Source organism: Streptomyces sp. NPDC051322, from assembly GCF_040689485.1.
GTDB lineage: Bacteria > Actinomycetota > Actinomycetes > Streptomycetales > Streptomycetaceae > Streptomyces.
The window spans coordinates 383166-401342 of the sequence record NZ_JBFBAK010000005.1; the positions used below are offsets into that span (position 1 = coordinate 383166).

The window sequence follows — 18177 nt, forward strand, 5'->3', positions numbered from 1 at the left end:
CCCTTACGCAGCGGCTTTCGCCGCGCGACTCGCCGTTCGACACGGGTGGTGTCGCCGGCGGCCCGACCGGGGCAGCGAGCCGTGAGCGAGACTGAACTGTGAACCTCACCCGCCTCACCGCACGGTTCGGCCCCGAAGTCGCCGTCTGGTACCGGTCCCTGCCCGCTCTCGTCGACTGTCTTGCCCGGCGGTGGGACCTCGACGTGGGAGAGGCAGGAGGCGGCGGAACCTCCTGTGTGTACCGGTGTGTACGTGAAGGGCGCACCGTCTGGCTGAAGCTCACGCCCGATCCCGTCATCGCCACCGAGGAGGCCGAGGCGCTGCGGGCCTGGGCGGGCAGCGACGCCGTGGTGGGGCTACTGGACCAGGACCTGTCGGTGGGGGCACTGCTGCTCGCCGGGGTCGAGCCCGGGGCGCGGGTCAAGGAGAGCGGCTGGCGGCTGCGCGAGGTCGGCGCACTCCTCGCCGAGCTGCGGACGGCTCCGTACCGCAGTGCACCGGACCTGCGGCCGCTCGCCGACCGGATCACCTTTCTGTACGACATGGCCGCCCGGCGCGGGGGCCGGGACCCGGAAGCGTTGGACCGGGGGCGGCGCGCGGCGCTGGAGATGGCCCGGAGCGGACCCGCGCGGGGGCTGGTGCACGGTGATCTGCACCCGGCCAACGTGCTGCTCGGCCCCGGCGGCCGGCTCGTCGCCATCGATCCCCGGCCCACCCTCGGGGACCCGGATTACGACGCGGTCGACTGGGTCCTCGAAGGGGTCACGGACGAGGGTGAGCTCATCGCGCGAAGCGCCGAACTGGCCGCACTGGTGCCGGGGATGTCCGCGGAGCGGGTACTCGGGTGGTGCCGGGCGACCGCCCCGCTCACCGCCGACGCGCCGGAGTTCCTCACGTCGTCCCTCGACCGCGAGCGGGACGGGCGGGCCCGCCACTACTCCCGCTGCGGTACGCGGCCGGCGTAGCGTACTCCCGGAGTACACCAGGCAGTTCCCCCTGGTGGCCGCATCGGTTGTCGGATACGGCACCTAGGGTGGTCAGGTATGAAGCTACCCAAACCCCGCGGCCGGGTGCTCGCCGGTGCGGTCGCCGCGCTCGCTGTGCTCGTCGGGGCGGGCACCTGGACGGCCGTTGCCTCCGACGGGACTGCGGCGGTGCACCGCGAGGACCGGCTGATGGCGGTGGACGGGGTGCGCATCGATACCTCGTACTTCACCGCGGGCGGCCCGGGGCGGCGCCCCGCGGTGCTGCTCGGGCATGGTTTCGGTGGTAGCAAGGACGACGTGCGGGCGCAGGCGCAGGAGCTGGCGCGTGACGGTTACGCGGTGCTCACCTGGTCGGCGCGCGGCTTCGGGAAGTCGACCGGGAAGATCGGGCTCAACGACCCGGACCACGAGGTCAAGGACGTGTCGAAGCTGATCGACTGGCTGGCCGAGCGCCCCGAGGTGCGGCTGGACAAGGCGGGCGACCCGCGCGTCGGCGTCTCCGGCTCGTCGTACGGCGGGGCGATCTCGCTGCTCGCCGCCGGGTACGACCGGCGGGTGGACGCCATCGCACCGCAGATCACGTACTGGAACCTGGCCGACGCGCTGTTCCCCGACGGAGTCTTCAAGAAGCTCTGGGCCGGGATCTTCATCAGTGACGGCGGTGGCTGCGACCACTTCGAGGCGCAGCTCTGCTCGATGTACAACCGGGTGGCAGAGGCCGGGAAACCGGACGCCGCCGCCCGCAAGATGCTCGCGGCGCGCAGCCCCGAGGCGGTGGGGGAGCGGATCAAGGTGCCGTCGCTGCTCGTGCAGGGGCAGACGGACTCGCTCTTCCCGCTGGGGCAGGCCGACGCCGCCGCGCAGCAGATCCGTGCGAACGGCGCGCCGGTGTCCGTCGACTGGATCGCGGGCGGCCACGACGGCGGCGACCGGGAGGCCAGCCGTATCGACGGCCGCATCACCTCCTGGTTCAACCGGTATCTCAAGGGCGACAAGGGCGCCGACACCGGCCCGGCCTTCCGGGTCACCCGGACCGGCGGGGTCGACTCGACCGACGGCGCCGCCCGGTTGCGGGGTGCGAGCAGCGATACGTACCCCGGTCTGGCGAGCGGTGGGCACCCCATCGCGCTGGCAGGTCGCGAGCAGACTTTCGCCAGCCCGGCGGGCGGCGCCCCGCCGGCGATCTCCGCGGTGCCCGGAGCCGGCGCGCTCTCCCAGCTCTCCGGGCTCGGCGTGGGGCTCTCGCTGGACTTCCCCGGCCAGTACGCACAGTTCGAATCCGCGCCGCTGGCCACCGCCCGCACGATCACCGGTGCACCGACGGCCGAGATCAGGGTGAAGTCGACCAGCGACGACGCGGTGCTCTTCGGGAAGGTCTACGACGTCGCCCCGGACGGCAAGCAGCAGGTGCTGCCGCACCAACTGGTCGCCCCGGTCCGGGTGACCGGTGCCAAGGCGGGCCGCACCGTCCGGCTGACGCTGCCCGCCGTCGACCACAAGGTCGAGGCGGGTCACCGGCTGCGTCTTGTGCTCGCGTCGACCGACCTCGGCTATGCGTCCTCGGCCGCCCCCGCGACGTACACGGTCTCGCTGAAGGGGCCACTGACCGTACCGACGGTGCCCGCGCTGAAGACCGCCGCCGCCGGAATCAGCTGGTGGGTGTGGGGGCTGCCCGCGCTGGGCGCGCTGGTCGCCGCGGGACTGCTGGTCAGCCGGCGCAGGGCCGTCCCGGCGCCCGATCCGGCGCTCGCCGTGGTGCCGCTGCGGATCACCGGCCTGACCAAGAAGTACGCCGGGTCCGCCGACCGGTACGCGGTCCGCGACCTCTCCTTCCAGGTGGAGAAGGGCCAGGTGCTCGGGCTGCTCGGGCCCAACGGCGCGGGCAAGACCACCACCCTGCGGATGCTGATGGGCCTGATCACACCCGACGGCGGTGAGATCCGGGTCTTCGGCCACGCGATCGCCCCGGGTGCCCCGGTGCTGTCGCGGGTCGGGGCGTTCGTCGAGGGCGCGGGGTTCCTTCCGCATCTGTCAGGACGGGCCAACCTCGAGCTGTACTGGCAGGCCACCGGCCGCCCCAGCGAGGACTCGCACCTCGCGGAGGCGCTGGAGATCGCCGGCCTCGGCGGCGCCCTGGAGCGCGCCGTGCGCACCTACTCGCAGGGCATGCGGCAGCGGCTGGCCATCGCGCAGGCCATGCTCGGCCTGCCCGATCTGCTGATACTCGATGAACCGACCAATGGCCTGGACCCGCCGCAGATCCGCGAGATGCGGGACGTGATGATCAGGTACGCGGGCGAGGGGAGGACCGTGATCGTCTCCAGCCATCTGCTGGCCGAGGTCGAGCAGACCTGCACGCATCTGGTCGTGATGGACCAGGGCCGGCTGGTCCAGGCCGGCCCGGTCGCCGAGATCACCGGCAGCGGTGACAGCCTGCTGGTCACGTCCGCTGAAGAGATCCCGGAGGCGCTCGCCGAGAAGGTGGCCGCGCTGCCGGGCATCGGCTCTGCCGTACGGACCGACGAAGGGCTGCTGGTCCGGCTCGACGGCGCCGCACCGGCCGCGCTCATCGCCGAACTCGTACGCCTGGACGTGCCGTTGACCGGTGTGGGTCCGCACCGCCGCCTGGAGGACGCGTTCCTCACCCTGATCGGAGGCACACCCGCATGACCAGCACGGTCCTCCCGGAGACGGCCCCGGGCTATCGCGCCCGGCACACCCTGCCGCTGCGCGTCGAAGCCGGGCGGCAGTGGAAACGCCGGCGGACACTGGTGATGGGCGCCGTGCTGGTGGCCCTGCCGTTCATCCTCGTCGCCGCGTTCGCGGTCGGCGGCACGCCGAGCGGCAGCGGCCGCAACGGCCCGACGCTGATGGACACCGCGACGGCGTCCGGGGCGAACTTCGCTGCCACCTGCCTCTTCGTCTCGGCGGGCTTCCTGCTGGTGGTGCCGGTGGCGCTGTTCTGCGGCGACACCGTCGCGTCCGAGGCCGGCTGGTCCTCGCTGCGCTATCTGCTCGCCGCACCGGTGCCCAGGGCCCGGCTGCTGCGGAGCAAACTGACCGTGGCGCTGGGCTTCAGCCTGGCGGCCATGGTGGTGATGCCGGTGGTCGCTCTCGCGGTCGGCACCGCCGCGTACGGCTGGGGGCCGCTGGCGCTACCCACCGGGGGTTCGCTCGCCACCGCCGACACGGTGCCGCGTCTCGCGCTCGCCGTGGCGTTCGTCTTCGTGTCCCAACTGGTCACTGCGGCGCTGGCGTTCTGGCTGTCGACGAAGACGGATGCGCCGCTCGGCGCGGTCGGCGGAGCGGTCGGCCTGACCATCGTGGGCAATGTGCTGGACGCGGTCACCGCGCTCGGCTCCTGGCGGGATTTCCTGCCGGCGCACTGGCAGTTCGCCTGGGCGGACGCGCTGCAGCCGCAGTTGGAGTGGGGCGGCATGCTGAGAGGGGCGGCCGTGTCGGTGGCTTATGCGCTGGTGCTCTGCGCGCTGGCGTTCCGGGGGTTCGCCAGGAAGGACATCGTTTCCTGAGGGCGGGCTTCCTCGACGCCGCATGGCGCACCCGTCATGATGTGCGCCATGGCCACCACACTGCTCGTCCTCGCCGCCCTGGCCACCGGGCTGTACGCGGGGTTCATGTTCGCCTTCGCGGTCGGCGTGATGCCGGGGCTCAAGCTGCTCACCGACGAGCAGTTCGTGGCAGCGATGCGCCGGATCAACGAGAAGGTCCCCGGGCCGTGGTTCCTGCTGGTCTTCCTGGGATCGGCGCTGCTGCCGGCCGCGGCCCTCGTGGTGCCGGTGCGCGGACGGACCGATACGGCCCTGTGGCTGCTCGCCGTCGGGCTGGTGTGTGCCGTGCTCAGTCACCTGGTGACGATCGCCGGCAACATCCCGCTGAACAGCGCGCTCGCCGCCGCGACCGGCCAGGAGGCCGGCGCTGTCCGCGCGGCCTTCGAGGCGCGCTGGAACCGCCTCCACCTGGTCAGGTCGTTTCTGTCGACGGCCGCCTTCGCCCTGGTCGTCGGGTCCGCGACGGCCTGACGACCCTGCACGGGCCGGTGCGAGGCGGCGCTTACAGGTCGAACTCGGTCGGTGCGATCCCCAGCGCGAAGCACGCCTCGCGGACCACGGCCTGCTCGCTCTTGTCGAAGTTGCCGTCGGCGCCGCCGATGACGATGCCGATCTGGATGACGGCACGCGCCTCGGTGGGCTTCTTGCTGACCTTGCCGATGGTCTGCAGCACGCTGACCTTGCCGAAGTCGAAGTCGGCGGTGAGCTTCTGGCAGTAGTCGTTGAACCGCGTCTGCAGATCGTCCGCGGCGAAGTTCTTCAGCACGTCATTGGTCGCGATCAGCGAAGCGACCCGCTGCCGCTCCGAAGCGTCGATCGAACCGTCGGCCGCGGCGACGAGCGCGCACATGGCCATGCTGGCATCCCGGAACCCGCCGCTCTTGAGGTCGTTCTTCTTCGCGTTGAGCTGCGTCTGCATCGTCTGCGCAGAATCCTTGAACCGGTCCCACAGGGCCATCGTCCATCTCCTGGTTCGCCATGCTGGTCATTGCTCGTACAGCGTACGGAAGGACAACGGCCGGACCCGGCGGGAAGTGCCCGACCGATCGATGCTTCACCCGGAAGCCTGCCCCGGAGCGCGCGGCGACGTACGTGCGCCGGGAATGGCGAACGCCCCGGGCCTGGAGGGTCCGGGGCGTTCGGGTCGCTGCTGCGGTGGGGGATCAGGTGCAGCAGGAGCAGGGGCAGCAGCAGGAGGTGCCGCCGGCGGCGACGTCGGCGAGGTCGCCCTCGGAGAGTTCGGCCATGTCGATCTGGGGGGTCTCGGGGATGTGGAACTCGTAGCGTCCGGTGGCGAGTCCGGTCTCGTAGAGGCCGACCTGGACCTCGAGGTTGCCGTCCTGCTGGCCCTCGGGGACGGTGCGTACGACGATGATCTCGGCGTCGTCGGGGAGGGTGAGGCCGGCTTCGGCGAGTGCGGTGCGGGGGTCGGTGCCGAGCTTGGCCGCGAAGGTCTCGCTGGACCAGGCGGTGATCAGGGCGCGGGTGTAGCCGTTCACGAATTCTGCGCGTGCTCGGGGATCCAAAGCCACGGTTTTCTCCTTGTCGCGTGCTCGCTGTCGCGTTACTCGCTGTCGCGTTACTCGCTGTCGCGTTCCGAATGGTCGCCGGTGACATGGATAAAGCTGTCACGCTTTCCGGTCCCGGCCAAGACTTAATCGGGCCGGAGGGGCTATTGCGTATTCGGTGCGGGGAAATGCACTGCGCTACGTCTGCGCTTTACTGGAATCGCCTGTACGCATGCTTACGTATACGTACGTGCGCCGGGAATGGCGAACGCCCCGGGCCTGGAGGGTCCGGGGCGTTCGGGTCGCTGCTGCGGTGGGGGATCAGGTGCAGCAGGAGCAGGGGCAGCAGCAGGAGGTGCCGCCGGCGGCGACGTCGGCGAGGTCGCCCTCGGAGAGTTCGGCCATGTCGATCTGGGGGGTCTCGGGGATGTGGAACTCGTAGCGTCCGGTGGCGAGTCCGGTCTCGTAGAGGCCGACCTGGACCTCGAGGTTGCCGTCCTGCTGGCCCTCGGGGACGGTGCGTACGACGATGATCTCGGCGTCGTCGGGGAGGGTGAGGCCGGCTTCGGCGAGTGCGGTGCGGGGGTCGGTGCCGAGCTTGGCCGCGAAGGTCTCGCTGGACCAGGCGGTGATCAGGGCGCGGGTGTAGCCGTTCACGAATTCTGCGCGTGCTCGGGGATCCAAAGCCACGGTTTTCTCCTTGTCGCGTGCTCGCTGTCGCGTTACTCGCTGTCGCGTTCCGAATGGTCGCCGGTGACTCGAACAAAGCTGGCACGAACACGCTGCGACGCCAAGACCTCACCTGCCGGCGGCCGTAGTTAAGTATTGAGCGGTGGCAGGGGTTCCGGTACATTCTCGAAGCGGAGCCAATTCGATACGTAGTGCCGTGCGTGGTGCCGCGGTACGGGGATACGTATCCAGCGGCGTGTACGCATTTACGCAAAGGAGTTTCCGGTGAACCCGAATCTGAAGATCTTCATCACCATCTTCTGCTACATCAGCGGTGTGGTAGGTCTCTTCAGCGCGGTGACCGCGTCGATCCACAAGCCCGCGGAGTCGACCACCGCGATCGTGGCCGGCGTGCTCGGCGTGATGTTCCTGCTGGCCGGCGTCGCGCTCACGCGCAAGCCCCGGTACTGACAGGCCCGCCACCCCGATCACGGTGCGGCGACCGGGCGCAGGCCCGGTCGTCGCACCGTGATCCGCTGCGTTCAGGGGGAGTTGTACGCCGTGCTGGACGGCCCCGGGGCCCCTGAGGCGACGAAGCCGACGAGCATCACCCAGGCGTCCGGGTCGTCCCTGAAACGCCGCCAGCGGTCCGCGGCCAGGGCGAGCTCGGCGAGGGAGAGTTGCCCGGAGGCCACCAGCGGCTCCAGCCGCTGCGGTCCCAGGTGGGGGGCGAAGTCCCCGACGGGCCGGTCGTCGCTGCTCGTCGAGAACAGCCGCAGTTTCACCTCGTCGAAGCCCGCCGCACGCAGCATGCGGGTCATCCGCCGCCCGATCGTGCGATCGCCGCCCGCCGTGCTCTGCGCCGCCGCGACCTTCGCATGGATACGCGCGAGCTCGGGATAGGCGGGTTCGGCCAGACCCCAGCAACCGCCGTCCACCTCAACGGTGATGACACGGCCACCGGGCCTGAGCACCCGGGCCACCTCGGCGAGGGCCGGCTTCGGATCGGGCAGGTGCTGCAGTACGTAACGCAGCAGTACGGCGTCCACGCTGGCGTCCCGCAGCGGCAGCCGGCCCGCGTCGCCCACCATCTTGGCCGCACCCTCGGCCGTTCCGTGGGCCAGCAGTTGCTCGTCGATGTCGAGGGCGACGACGGACAGCTCGGGCAACGCGGCGCGCAGCCGCCGGGTGACCGCGCCCGGCCCCGCGCCGAGCTCCAGCAGCACACCGCGCTCGGGCAGCCCCGCCTCCCGCAGCACCCGGAGCTCCTCCGGGAAGGCGAGGGCGGCCTGCGCCTCCAGTCGGGCGAGTTCACCGCTCAGTCCGCCGCCGGTGGTACGAGCCGGGTCGTAGGAGCCCGCCGGGGAGCTCACCGTGGTGGTCATCGGGGCCTCGCGATCATGCTCATGCCGTGCTTGGGACGCAGGGTGACCAGGGCCTCCGGCTCCACGGGGAACCCGTCGACCAGCTCCAGGCGCACCCGTTGGGTGAGCATCGCCAGCACCAGCACCGCCTCCACCATGGCGAAGTGCTGGCCGATGCAGACCCGGTCGCCGCCGCCGAACGGCATGTACAGGTGGCTGGGCCCGACCGGCTCGGCGAACCGGTCGGGGTGGTACGCATCGGGCCGGTCCCAGTAGCGGGGATCGCGGTGCAGCACCCACTGGCTGATGCACATCAGGGTGCCCGGCTCGACGTCGTACCCGTCGACGACGTCCGCCTCGCCGGCTCGCCGGGAGGTCAGCCACACCGGCGGATACAGCCGCATGGCCTCCTGCACGGCTCTCCGGCACAGCGGTAGTTCCTCCAGATCGGCGGCGGTCGGGGTGCGCCCCGCGAGCACCCGGTCCACCTCTTCGCGCACCCTGGCCGCCTCCTGCGGGTTCCGGTCGAGCAGGAAGAGCGTCCAGGTCAGCGACTTGGCCGTGGTCTCGTGGCCCGCCATGATCAGCGTGAGGACCTCGTCGCGCAGTTCCCCGTCGGACAACTGGTGCGGGCCGTTCAGCATCGCGTCCAGCAGCGTGTTCCCCGGGCCGCCGGCCACCCGGTGGGAGCCGATCAGCGTGCTGGTGACCATGGAGAGGAACATCCGCGCCTGTGCGAAGTCCCGCTGCCGTCGCGCCGTATCGGCCGGGTCGGGGTCCTCGGGCGGTACGTAGTGGCCTATGCACCGGTTCACCGCGTCGACCGCCTGCCCGAACCCCTCGCCGACGCCGTCGAGATCGGTGCCCAGGATCGCCCGCGTCACGATGGTGAGGGTCAGCGCCGCCAGATGGTGGTCGAGGGCGAGTGGCGCGCCCGCTTTGACCGCGGGCTGCCAGCGCTCCAGGAGATGGTGCGTGGCCTCCGTGATGACCGTGTCGAAGGCTTTGACCGCGCCCGGCCGGAACGCCGGTGCGCACTGGTGGCGTTGGCGGGCCCACTCCTCGCCGTTGCTGGTCAGCAGGCCGTTGCCGAGCAGCGGGCGCAGCATGTGGTCGTCCGGGGTCTGTACCTTGGTGTAGTTCGCGCCGTTGTCCTTGAGGACGTGCCGGGCGAGATCGGGCCGGTTCAGCAGATACACCGTGTCGCCGTCGGCGGTGTGACGGGTGACGTCACCGTAAGTACGCGCCAGCCCGGTGACGAACTCCAGCGGTGCGTGCCGCATCTGTTCCAGGTCGACGTCGTCCGCCGGACCTGGCGGCATGGTCAATTGTTTGGGCATAAGGCGGACCACCTGTCATGGGTGCCGGTTCAGTTCGTCCGTACATTTATCCGTATATTCGTCCGTACTTCGTCTGTGCGTACGGGGCGGCGGGCGTCGGCGTACGTACTGAGAATGCGTACGGAAAATACGTACTGCACTACGTACTGAGGATGCGTACAAGCGTGCGGGATACGTAAGCCAATGGGCCCGGACACCGCAATCTAGCGCGCGGTGACCGCCCGATTCAATGCTTCGCCCGCTCGGCCGGAAAGTGAGGTATTGGCCTGGTGCGGGCGCCGTGGAAGACTGCTGCGCGGAAAGTTCCAGCGGAAGAGGAGCAGCCAGGTGGTCGTCGACGGGGGCAACCCAATCACCGTTCGAGGTCTTCGAAAACAATACGGGGACCACGACGTGGTGCGTGGTGTCGACCTTGATGTATTCCCCGGGGAAGTCTTTTCTCTGCTCGGACCCAATGGTGCGGGGAAAAGCACCACGGTCGAAATTCTGGAAGGAATTCGAAGCCGCAGCGGCGGCGACGTGAGGGTGCTCGGCGAGGACCCGGCGGCCGACCGGCGGAACTGGCGGGCGCGCATCGGTGTGGTGCCGCAGAGCACGGGTACCTACCCGGACCTCACGGTGCGCGAGGTGGTCCAGCACTTCGCCGCGTTCTATCCGGCACCGCTCGGCGTTGACCAGGTCATCGACATGGTCGGACTCGCCAAGCACCAGCGCACCCAGACGCTGGCGCTCTCCGGCGGCCAGCAGCGCCGTCTGGACGTGGCCGTCGGTGTCGTCGGCGACCCTGATCTGATCTTCCTCGACGAGCCCACCACCGGACTTGACCCGGTGGCCCGGCGTGAGGCGTGGGACCTCGTACGGTTCTTCGCCGACCGGGGGACGACCACCGTGCTCACCACGCACTACCTCGACGAGGCCGAGGCGCTGGCCCAGCGGGCCGCCGTCATCGTGGAGGGCCGGATCGTAGAGGTCGGTCCGACGGCCGGGCTCGGCGGCCGGGCCGACACCCCGGCCACTGTGTCCTTCCGTCGCCCGGCGGAGCTCGACCGGCTCGCGCTGCCGGCCCTGCGGCCGGAGGCGCGGGCCGAAGAACACGGCAATGCGGTCAGCGTGCTGACCGAGCACCCGAGCGAGGTGCTGCGCACCCTGCTGGCCTGGGCCGCGGACGCCGGTGTACCGGAACTGCTCGATCTGCGGGTCCATCGACCGACCCTCGAAGAGACCTACCTCGACCTGATCCGTCGCAACAGCGAACTGGGGACCTCATGACCAGTACCCAGCCAACCGCCGCCGAGGTGGCCACCACCACCGTGCGGGCCCCGGCCGCGGCGCGCCGCCTGCCCGGCATCTGGCGGGCGAGCACGGCCAGGTCGGCCGTCGAACTCAAGGGCTTCTTCCGCAACAAGCAGTCGCTGATCTTCACCCTGCTCTTTCCGGTGCTGCTGCTCCTGGTGTTCGGATCGATCTTCTCCGGCACCGTCAAGGGCACGCACACCGACGTCAAGCAGGTGTTCATGGCCGGGATCATCGCGGCCGGCGTGATGAGCACCGGCTTCTCCGGCCTGGCCATCAGCATCGCCATCGAGCGGGACACCGGCACCATCCGGCGCCTGGGCATCACCCCGATGCCGAAGACCGCCTACTTCGTCGGCAAGCTGGTCCGGGTCGTCGTCACGGCGGTACTCGAGACGATCCTGCTCGTCGGGATCGCGGTAACGCTCTTCGGGCTGCCGATGCCCGACACGGCGCAGCGCTGGGCCACCCTCGGCTGGGACCTGGCCCTGGGCACGATCGCCTGCGCGATGATCGCCGTCGCGTACAGCGCGCTCATTCCCAACAGCCGCTCGGCGGCCGCGATCGTGACGCCGGTGTTCATGGTGCTGCAGTTCATTTCGGGGGTCTTCTTCCCGTTCAACCAGCTGCCGTCCTGGATGCAGGGCGTGGCGGCGCTCTTCCCGGTCAAGTGGATGGCACAGGGCTTCCGTTCGGTGTTCCTGCCGGACTCGTTCGCCGTGGTCGAACCGGCCGGCGGCTGGGAGCTCGGCCGTATCGCCCTGGTGCTGGCGCTGTGGACGCTGGCCGGTGCGGTGCTCTCGGCGCTCACCTTCCGCTGGCGCGGCCCCCGGGTGAACTGACATGACCACCGCCGAGCGACCCGTCATCGTGCCGCTGCCCCCGCACCTCACGCACCCGTTCGCTCCGGCCGGGCGAGCCGACCCGGGCCCCGCCTATCGCTGGTTGCAGGTGCACGATCCCGTCCACTACGACCCGTACTCCCGGATGTGGTGGCTCACCAGCCATGCGGCATGCGGCGCCGCGCTGCGTGACAACCGGCTGTCGGCCGCGCTCGGCCAGCGGGAGCGGGCCCGGGACGACGCGCTGCCGCCCTCGATGCTCACCACTGACCCGCCGGAGCACCAGCGGCTGCGCAACCCGGGGCAGTTGCTGCTCGGCCCGGCGGCGGTCCGTTCTCTGGAAGGTGTGCTCGGCGAGGAGATCGACGCCCTGATCGGTGCCCTGCCCGATCGCCTGGACGCGGTCGAGGCGATCGGAGCGCCGTTCGCCACCGCCGTGTTCGGCCGGCTCTTCGGCCTGCCGCGCACCGACTGGGCACGTTTCGAGCTGCTGGCGGGGGCCGCCTCGGTCAACCTCGACCCGCTGGCCGGGAGCGAACGCGCGGCGGCCGGCCGGGCCGCCATGGCGGAGCTCAGTGCTTTCCTGACCGCCCACGCGCGTACGGCGGTCGCGGGGCCACTCGGCCGCCTGATGGCCGACGACCGGATCACCGAGCGCGAGAAGACCGGCATCCTCGGACTGGCCGTCGTGGGCGGCTGGCAGCCACTGGCCGAGATGGTCGGCAACGCCCTGTACTGGCTGCTGCCGCGCCCCGAAGCCGTGGCAGCGCTGCGCGGCAGCGGCGGCGGTGACGCCCGCCACGGTGATGAAGACGGCGGCGCGGCCCGGCTGCTGGTGGACGAGTTGCTGCGCCTGGAGGCGCCCATCCCGTTCACCGCGCGGGTCGCCACCGAGGAGGTACCGCTGCCCGGCGGCACAGTGCCCCGCGACGGCCGGGTGCTGATCATCATCGCCGCCGCCAACCGGGACCCGGCGGCCTTCGAGGACCCCGATGAGCTACGGCCGGGCCGCACCCCCAACCCGCAGCTCGCCTTCGGTGCCGGTACGCACTTCTGCCTGGCGGCCCAACTCGTGCGTACGGCAAGCGCGTTGCTGCTGCCACGGCTGCTGGGCGGTTTTCCGGGCCTCGCGCTGACCACGGCACCGGACGCCCTGGCCTGGGACCCGAGGCCGATCCCCAGACGACTGCTGCGCTGTCCGGTGAGCACCACGGGGAGCGCCGATGCGGACTGACGTCATCGTGGTCGGCGCCGGGGCCGCCGGCCTGATGTGCGCCCGGACACTCGCCGACGGGGGGCTGCGGGTTGCCGTGCTCGAGGCCCGGTGGCGCATCGGTGGCCGAATACGGACCTTCCGCCCCCGCGACGGCGGCCCTCCGCTGGAACTCGGCGCCCAGGTCGTGCACGGCTCGGAAAGCCCCGTGCACCGCATCGCCGGCCCGCTGGCCGTGGTTCCTCGTACGGGGGGCGCGGGCGCGGTCAGCGCGGGACGAGCCCACGACATGGCAGCACTCGGGCGGGGCGGCCGGGCGCCGTGGCTGTTGCAGCACCGCCTCAACCGCGCACCGGGAGCGGCCGGTGGCTCGGTCGCCGACTGGCTCGCCGCCCAGGGCCTCTCCGGCAGCGAGAGCTCGGCGGCCCGGGAATGGTTCGCCCAGCACTGGGCCGTCGGCCCCGAGCGGCTCGATGCGTACGGTGTCGCGGCCGCCCATCTCGGCGACGGCGTCGGGGAGGGCGAATACGCGGTCCCCGGAGGCTTCGACCGTCTTCCCGAGCGTCTCGCCGCCGGAGTCGACGTGCGCTGCGGAACCCCGGTCCGCGCGGTGGAATGGTCGCCGGGACGGACCCTGGTACGGACCGACGACGGAGAGTTGCAGGCGCGTGCCGTGGTCGTGACCGTCCCGCCGGCCGTCGTCACCGCCGGCGGACTGAAGATCGCCGATCTGCCGACCGCCAAGTACCGGGCCGCGGGTCGCCTCCCGGCGGGTGACGCCTGTTGCCTGGTGGTCACCTGTAGCCGCCCCGCACCCGACTCCACCGTCGTCTTCGACGCGGACGGCCTGCGCGGCTTCGTGAGCAGCCGGGCGGGCAGCCCCCAGGTGCTGGTGGTGGCCAAGTCGGCTGCCGCGGCAGCGGTACGGAAAGCGGCAACGGGATGGAACGCGGCGGCGGGCCCGGACGCAGAACTGCTGCGACTGCTGCAGCCTGCCCTGCCCTGGACCGCCGGCGCCCGGGTGACCGAAGTGACGGTGGCGGACTGGGGCGGGTCTCCGTGGAGCCTCGGTGCCTTCACGTACGCCGGACCGGGCGCGGCGGCCGCCGCCGGCACCTGGGCGGATCCGGTCGGCGACACGTTGTTCTTCGCGGGCGAGGCCACGCTGGCCGGTCACCGGCTGCCCTGGGTGCACAGCGCGCTCGACAGCGGTCGCCACGCGGCCGAGCAGATCCTGGCGGGAGTCCGGCGATGAATCGACCCAGCACAACGGCCATCGGAACGGACACGCGCACCATGCGGGCAGAAACGAATCTTCACACCGGCTGGTATCTGGCCGCCTTCCGCTCCGAGCTGAGCGGCGGCGACATCACTCCGCTCGCCATCGGCCCGCGCCGCCTCATCGCGGTCAGCGACCAGCACCGGATCCGGCTGTTCGACGCGAACTGTCCGCACCGCGGCGCCCACCTCGGCCACGGCGGCACCCTCGACGCCGGCTGCGTCATCTGCCCCTTCCACGGCAAGCGCGTCGCACTCGGCGATCCGGCCAGACGTTGGTCCGTCCGTGAATACCCGGTCCTGCAGTGGGGCGACGCCCTGTTCACCCGGCTCACCGACGACGACGCGGACGACCGGGGACTGCCCGAGGCGCTGAGCGCCTTCGCCGACACCCACCCGCTGGTGCCCGCGCTGACCCAGCAGATCGCGGCGCCCGCCGAGCTGATCGTCGAGAACGCCTTCGACGGTGAGCACTTCACGGCGCTGCACAAGGTGCCCAAGGTCACCGGGATGGTCGCCAGGCCCGGCGAGCAGGGCGAACTGGTCATCGAGGGTGAATTCCTGATGCAGACCTCGCCCTGGCAGGACGACCGGGCGAAGGAGGAGATCCGCTGGAACGCCGTACGCACCGGGGTGGTTCGCTGGGACTACCGGCCCAGATTCCTGGCAAGGGCGTTCAGCCCCACCGTGGTGGTCACCGAATTCGGGCCGCCCGGCCGGACGCATGTCATCGTCACCGCCGCCGTGCCGACGCCGGAAGGCTGTGTGGCCCGGGTCGCGATCGGCGTTGCGGAAGGGCACGAGAAGGAGTTGCCCATGCTCGTCCAGGGCAGCCACAAGGCGCTCGCCGAGGACACCGAGATCTGGGAGAACCTGGACCTCGAAGCGGTACCCCGCTACGACGCGAGTGACCGCCCGGTGCTCGCCTACCGCTCCTTCTGCGCGGCCTTCGGGAAGCTCGCCGCCGGACCGGTCGCCGCCGGACCGGTCGCCGCCGGGCCGCTCGCCTCGGGACCGCTCGCCTCCGGGCAGCCCGCATGAGTGCCGTACGGGAGCTCCTCGCCACGACGACGTACGGCAGCGGCCCGGCGGTCCTGTGGATCCACGGCTACACCATGGACTCCAGCACCTGGCAGCCGCTGTGGCAGCTGCTGCCCGGCCATCGGCACATCGGCGTCGACCTGCCGGGGCACGGCCGCTCCGGTCCCGTCCCCACCGGGCTCACCCTGCCGGGGCTTGCCGCGGCCCTGGCCGAGCTGGCGCGCGACGAACAGGCCTCCAGGATGGTCGCCCTGTCCTTCGGCTCGCTGGTGGCCACCCAGCTCGCCGTGGACGAACCCGCGCTGCTGGACCGGCTCGTGCTGGCCGCGCCCACCCTGGGCGGCGCCCCGGCGGAACCGCACGCCAAGCGCCGCTACCAGGAACTCACCATGCTCCGGCGCCTCGCCGGCGCATCGGCGCCGTTGGCCGACCTGTGGATGACCTCGCCGCCCGACATCTTCCGCGGCACCGAGAAACACCCCGAACTCCGCGCCCGGCTCCGGTCGGTGATCGCGCGGCACAGCTGGGCCGAGCTGGACAACGGGGCCATGCAGACCCTGACCGCCCAGTCCCACACGCCGTCCGACCTGGCCCGGATCAAGGCCCGCACGCTGGTGTTCGTCGGCGACGAGGACATGCCGGTGTTCACCGCCAACGCCCGGCTGCTGCGCGACACCGTCCCCGACTGCCGGCTGCGGACGGTGACCGGCACCGGGCACCTCCCGCTCCTCGAACGCCCCGAAGCCGTCGCGGCAGACCTCGCGGCTCAGCTGGCCTGACCGCCGCACCACCCACGGACGGCGACCGAACTTGAGGACGCCACCTCACCACTTACGGAGTACTCATGACCCGCAAGGTGCTCGTCGTCGGCGGCGGACCCGCCGGTTCCATCAGCGCGACGCTGCTCGCCCGGGCAGGACTGTCCGTCACCCTCCTGGAGCGCGACCGCTTCCCGCGGTACCACATCGGCGAATCCATCGCCCCGTCCTGCCGCGCCATCATCGACTACGCCGGAGTCGGCGAGAAGATCGAAGCGCGCGGTTACCAGGTCAAGCGCGGCATCCTGCTGCGCTGGGGCACCGAGAAGGACTGGGCCGTCGACTGGCGTGAAATGTTCGGCGAGGACATCAGATCCTGGCAGGTCGACCGCGCGGACTTCGACGCGGTGCTCCTCGACCACGCCGCCTCCCAGGGCGTCGAAGTGATCCAGCAGGCCACCGTCAAGGAGATCCACTTCACGGACGGCCGTGCGGTCGCCGCCGACTGGGAGCACGAGGGCCGTGTGCGGCGTACGGACTTCGACTACGTGGTGGACGCCTCCGGCCGCGCGGGCCTCCTCTCCGCCCGGCAGTTCAAGAACCGGCGCCGCCACGACGAGTTCCGCAACGTCGCCATCTCGGCCTACTACCAGGGCGGAACACTGCTGCCGCGCACCCCCGCGGGCGGCATCAACTGCATCTCGTCGCCGCAGGGCTGGTACTGGGTGATCCCGCTCAAGGACGACGAGTACAGCGTCGGGTTCGTCACCCACCAGACGCAGTTCCAGCAGCGCAGGCCCAAGTTCGCCTCGTTGGAGGAGATGTTCCACGGGGTGGTCGGCGAATCCGAGACGGTGCGTGACCTGGTGGCGGGCGGCACCTTCCGGGGACCCGTGCGGGTCGAGCAGGACTTCAGTTACGTGGCCGACGAGTTCTGCGGACCCGGCTACTTCATGGCCGGCGACGCCGCCTGCTTCCTGGACCCCCTGCTGTCGACCGGCGTGCACCTCGCCATGTACAGCGGTCTGCTGGCGGCGGCATCGATCAACGCGATCGAGCACGGCGACGTGACCGAGCCGGAGGCGCAGGGCTTCTACGAGGCCCTCTACCGCAACGCCTACCACCGGGCGTTCTCGCTGGTCTCGGGGATGTACGGCAAGTACCAGGGCCGTAAGCACTACTTCTGGCTCGCGCAGACGCTGCTGCGCGAGGGCAGCCGCACCGAGGAGCCGGACAGCGCGTTCGGCGCGATCATCGCGGGGCTCAGCGATCTGCAGGACGCCACATCGGGGGGCGGCGTCGCCCCGGCGCTCGGCCTCGGCGAGGCGGCCGAAACGGCCCGCCGGCGGGCGGCGGACCAGCAGCAGCCGTCCGGCATGACCACGGCGCCGATGAAGATCGACCCGGACGATCTCTACGACGCGGTGTCGGGGCTCAGCCTGGTCACCGAGGACCGGCTCGGCATCCGCCGCTGCGTCTGACCGGGCCGGCGTACCGGCGCCCGGGCGAGGTACAAATGAGGGGGAGTCATGCCTGTACGCACCACCTATGACGCCGGTGCGGCGTGCTGGATCGACCGCATCTCCGCGGAACCGGCCGGGGCGGAGGCGTTCTACGCCGCGCTGCTCGGCTGGGAGTACGCCGAAGAGGGCGGCTACCGCACGGCCCGAAGCGCCGGAGAACTGGTGGCCGGGTTCGGTACGGCGCCGGGGCGGCTGGAGTTCTGGGTGGTCTACCTGGCCGCGAAGGACCTGGACGCCACGGCGGTACGGGTCGTCGAACTGGGCGGCACCGTGGTGCTCGCACCCGTGGACGCGGGGGACAACGGCCGGTTGCTGCTGGCCGCCGACCCCGCAGGCACCCTGGTCGGTTTCTGGCAGGGCCGGCGGGCGGACGGTGTGGTGCTGGCAGACGAGTCCGGCGCCGCCTGCCGTTACGAACTGCACGTCCCCGAGACGGCCGCAGTGGCCGGTTTCTATGCCGGTCTGGGCGCGGACCCGGCCATCCGGCTGGTGGCGGACCCCTCCGGACCCGCGCACTGGCTGGTGCACTTCGGCGTCGACTCCCTGGTCGGCGCGGTGCGTACGGCGCTGGCCGCCGGCGCCCGGGTGACCGGGTACGACGACGGGTCCGTGCGGTTGCTCGACGCGCGCGGTGCCCGCTTCGCACTCGTCGCGACGGACGTGCCGGCATCCGCCGCGTGAACGGGGCATGCGTAATCGGATACGCAGCCGAGATACGTACTGCTGAAGAAACTGAAGTATGTTCGAGCCATCGCCCCCATGATTGACTTGTCCCGCATTCAAAGAAAGCAAG

General features: G+C 71.1%; 18 protein-coding genes. 13 read left to right on the forward strand and 5 right to left on the reverse strand.

Translation table 11 applies throughout. The annotated features are described in order from the left end of the window. The first annotated feature begins 98 nt into the window (after positions 1 to 98). The 4 genes from AB0436_RS15100 to AB0436_RS15115 all read left to right on the forward strand — a co-directional run bounded on the left by AB0436_RS15100 (position 99) and on the right by AB0436_RS15115 (position 5026). Complete coding sequence (locus AB0436_RS15100) at positions 99 to 965, forward strand: aminoglycoside phosphotransferase family protein (RefSeq protein ID WP_366468271.1); 867 nt, start codon at positions 99 to 101, stop codon at positions 963 to 965. A 78-nt stretch (positions 966 to 1043) separates the two neighbouring features. Next, on the forward strand, positions 1044 to 3656 hold the full coding sequence (locus tag AB0436_RS15105; protein WP_366468272.1) for an alpha/beta fold hydrolase: 2613 nt from the start codon (positions 1044 to 1046) through the stop codon (positions 3654 to 3656). Further along, positions 3653 to 4516, forward strand: a complete 864-nt coding sequence (locus AB0436_RS15110) for an ABC transporter permease (RefSeq protein WP_366468273.1) — start codon at positions 3653 to 3655, stop codon at positions 4514 to 4516. Before AB0436_RS15105 ends, AB0436_RS15110 begins: the two co-directional genes overlap by 4 nt. A gap of 48 nt (positions 4517 to 4564) precedes the next feature. Further along, entirely contained in the window at positions 4565 to 5026 is a 462-nt protein-coding gene (locus AB0436_RS15115) for an anthrone oxygenase family protein (protein WP_366468274.1), read from the forward strand. Between the two features lie 31 nt (positions 5027 to 5057). On the opposite strand, the gene AB0436_RS15120 is transcribed toward AB0436_RS15115, so the two are convergent. From AB0436_RS15120 to AB0436_RS15130, 3 genes are all read right to left on the reverse strand, one after another. Continuing rightward, entirely contained in the window at positions 5058 to 5513 is a 456-nt protein-coding gene (locus tag AB0436_RS15120; protein WP_366468275.1) for a TerB family tellurite resistance protein, read from the reverse strand. A 205-nt stretch (positions 5514 to 5718) separates the two neighbouring features. Next, positions 5719 to 6087, reverse strand: coding sequence for a hypothetical protein (locus AB0436_RS15125; RefSeq protein ID WP_366468276.1), 369 nt, complete (start codon positions 6085 to 6087; stop codon positions 5719 to 5721). A 297-nt stretch (positions 6088 to 6384) separates the two neighbouring features. Continuing rightward, positions 6385 to 6753: a hypothetical protein gene (locus AB0436_RS15130; RefSeq protein ID WP_366468276.1), complete on the reverse strand. Its 369-nt coding sequence runs from the start codon at positions 6751 to 6753 to the stop codon at positions 6385 to 6387. A 264-nt stretch (positions 6754 to 7017) separates the two neighbouring features. Here AB0436_RS15130 and AB0436_RS15135 point away from each other — a divergent pair, with 264 nt between their 5' ends. Beyond that, entirely contained in the window at positions 7018 to 7203 is a 186-nt protein-coding gene (locus AB0436_RS15135) for a hypothetical protein (RefSeq protein WP_365850382.1), read from the forward strand. 71 nt (positions 7204 to 7274) lie between these two features. On the opposite strand, the gene AB0436_RS15140 is transcribed toward AB0436_RS15135, so the two are convergent. Both AB0436_RS15140 and AB0436_RS15145 read right to left on the reverse strand, forming a co-directional pair. Continuing rightward, a complete protein-coding gene (locus tag AB0436_RS15140) occupies positions 7275 to 8117 on the reverse strand; it encodes a class I SAM-dependent methyltransferase (protein ID WP_366468277.1) in 843 nt (280 codons plus the stop codon). Continuing rightward, positions 8114 to 9436: a cytochrome P450 gene (locus AB0436_RS15145; protein ID WP_366468278.1), complete on the reverse strand. Its 1323-nt coding sequence runs from the start codon at positions 9434 to 9436 to the stop codon at positions 8114 to 8116. Before AB0436_RS15145 ends, AB0436_RS15140 begins: the two co-directional genes overlap by 4 nt. A gap of 396 nt (positions 9437 to 9832) precedes the next feature. On the opposite strand from AB0436_RS15145, the gene AB0436_RS15150 reads away from it, so the two are divergent. The 8 genes from AB0436_RS15150 (at position 9833) to AB0436_RS15185 (ending at position 18065) form a co-directional block, all read left to right on the forward strand. Next, on the forward strand, positions 9833 to 10705 hold the full coding sequence (locus tag AB0436_RS15150; protein ID WP_366468329.1) for an ABC transporter ATP-binding protein: 873 nt from the start codon (positions 9833 to 9835) through the stop codon (positions 10703 to 10705). Continuing rightward, entirely contained in the window at positions 10702 to 11571 is an 870-nt protein-coding gene (locus tag AB0436_RS15155) for an ABC transporter permease (RefSeq protein ID WP_366468279.1), read from the forward strand. Before AB0436_RS15150 ends, AB0436_RS15155 begins: the two co-directional genes overlap by 4 nt. Position 11572: 1 nt before the next feature. Then, entirely contained in the window at positions 11573 to 12805 is a 1233-nt protein-coding gene (locus AB0436_RS15160; protein ID WP_366468280.1) for a cytochrome P450, read from the forward strand. Next, the gene (locus AB0436_RS15165; protein ID WP_366468281.1) at positions 12795 to 14039 is read left to right on the forward strand and encodes an FAD-dependent oxidoreductase; all 1245 of its coding nucleotides are present in this window, start codon (positions 12795 to 12797) and stop codon (positions 14037 to 14039) included. The genes AB0436_RS15160 and AB0436_RS15165 overlap by 11 nt, the downstream gene beginning before the upstream one ends. A gap of 41 nt (positions 14040 to 14080) precedes the next feature. Continuing rightward, positions 14081 to 15103: a Rieske 2Fe-2S domain-containing protein gene (locus AB0436_RS15170; protein WP_366468282.1), complete on the forward strand. Its 1023-nt coding sequence runs from the start codon at positions 14081 to 14083 to the stop codon at positions 15101 to 15103. Further along, the gene (locus AB0436_RS15175; RefSeq protein WP_366468283.1) at positions 15100 to 15882 is read left to right on the forward strand and encodes an alpha/beta hydrolase; all 783 of its coding nucleotides are present in this window, start codon (positions 15100 to 15102) and stop codon (positions 15880 to 15882) included. Before AB0436_RS15170 ends, AB0436_RS15175 begins: the two co-directional genes overlap by 4 nt. Positions 15883 to 15947: 65 nt before the next feature. Continuing rightward, positions 15948 to 17342 (forward strand): NAD(P)/FAD-dependent oxidoreductase, encoded by a 1395-nt coding sequence (locus AB0436_RS15180; protein WP_366468284.1) that lies wholly within the window; start codon positions 15948 to 15950, stop codon positions 17340 to 17342. 48 nt (positions 17343 to 17390) lie between these two features. Further along, positions 17391 to 18065, forward strand: a complete 675-nt coding sequence (locus AB0436_RS15185) for a VOC family protein (RefSeq protein ID WP_366468285.1) — start codon at positions 17391 to 17393, stop codon at positions 18063 to 18065. The last annotated feature ends 112 nt before the right edge of the window (positions 18066 to 18177 follow it).

What these genes read in the sequence shown, in the direction of transcription:
- AB0436_RS15165 (WP_366468281.1), top strand. Translation starts at nt 12,795, where the DNA reads ATGCGGACTGACGTCATCGTGGTCGGCGCCGGGGCCGCCGGCCTGATG.
- AB0436_RS15180 (WP_366468284.1), top strand. Translation starts at nt 15,948, where the DNA reads ATGACCCGCAAGGTGCTCGTCGTCGGCGGCGGACCCGCCGGTTCCATC.
- AB0436_RS15170 (WP_366468282.1), top strand. Translation starts at nt 14,081, where the DNA reads ATGCGGGCAGAAACGAATCTTCACACCGGCTGGTATCTGGCCGCCTTC.
- AB0436_RS15115 (WP_366468274.1), top strand. Translation starts at nt 4,565, where the DNA reads ATGGCCACCACACTGCTCGTCCTCGCCGCCCTGGCCACCGGGCTGTAC.
- AB0436_RS15105 (WP_366468272.1), top strand. Translation starts at nt 1,044, where the DNA reads ATGAAGCTACCCAAACCCCGCGGCCGGGTGCTCGCCGGTGCGGTCGCC.
- AB0436_RS15145 (WP_366468278.1), bottom strand. Translation starts at nt 9,436, where the DNA reads ATGCCCAAACAATTGACCATGCCGCCAGGTCCGGCGGACGACGTCGAC.
- AB0436_RS15155 (WP_366468279.1), top strand. Translation starts at nt 10,702, where the DNA reads ATGACCAGTACCCAGCCAACCGCCGCCGAGGTGGCCACCACCACCGTG.
- AB0436_RS15120 (WP_366468275.1), bottom strand. Translation starts at nt 5,513, where the DNA reads ATGGCCCTGTGGGACCGGTTCAAGGATTCTGCGCAGACGATGCAGACG.
- AB0436_RS15185 (WP_366468285.1), top strand. Translation starts at nt 17,391, where the DNA reads ATGCCTGTACGCACCACCTATGACGCCGGTGCGGCGTGCTGGATCGAC.
- AB0436_RS15140 (WP_366468277.1), bottom strand. Translation starts at nt 8,117, where the DNA reads ATGACCACCACGGTGAGCTCCCCGGCGGGCTCCTACGACCCGGCTCGT.
- AB0436_RS15175 (WP_366468283.1), top strand. Translation starts at nt 15,100, where the DNA reads ATGAGTGCCGTACGGGAGCTCCTCGCCACGACGACGTACGGCAGCGGC.
- AB0436_RS15160 (WP_366468280.1), top strand. Translation starts at nt 11,573, where the DNA reads ATGACCACCGCCGAGCGACCCGTCATCGTGCCGCTGCCCCCGCACCTC.
- AB0436_RS15110 (WP_366468273.1), top strand. Translation starts at nt 3,653, where the DNA reads ATGACCAGCACGGTCCTCCCGGAGACGGCCCCGGGCTATCGCGCCCGG.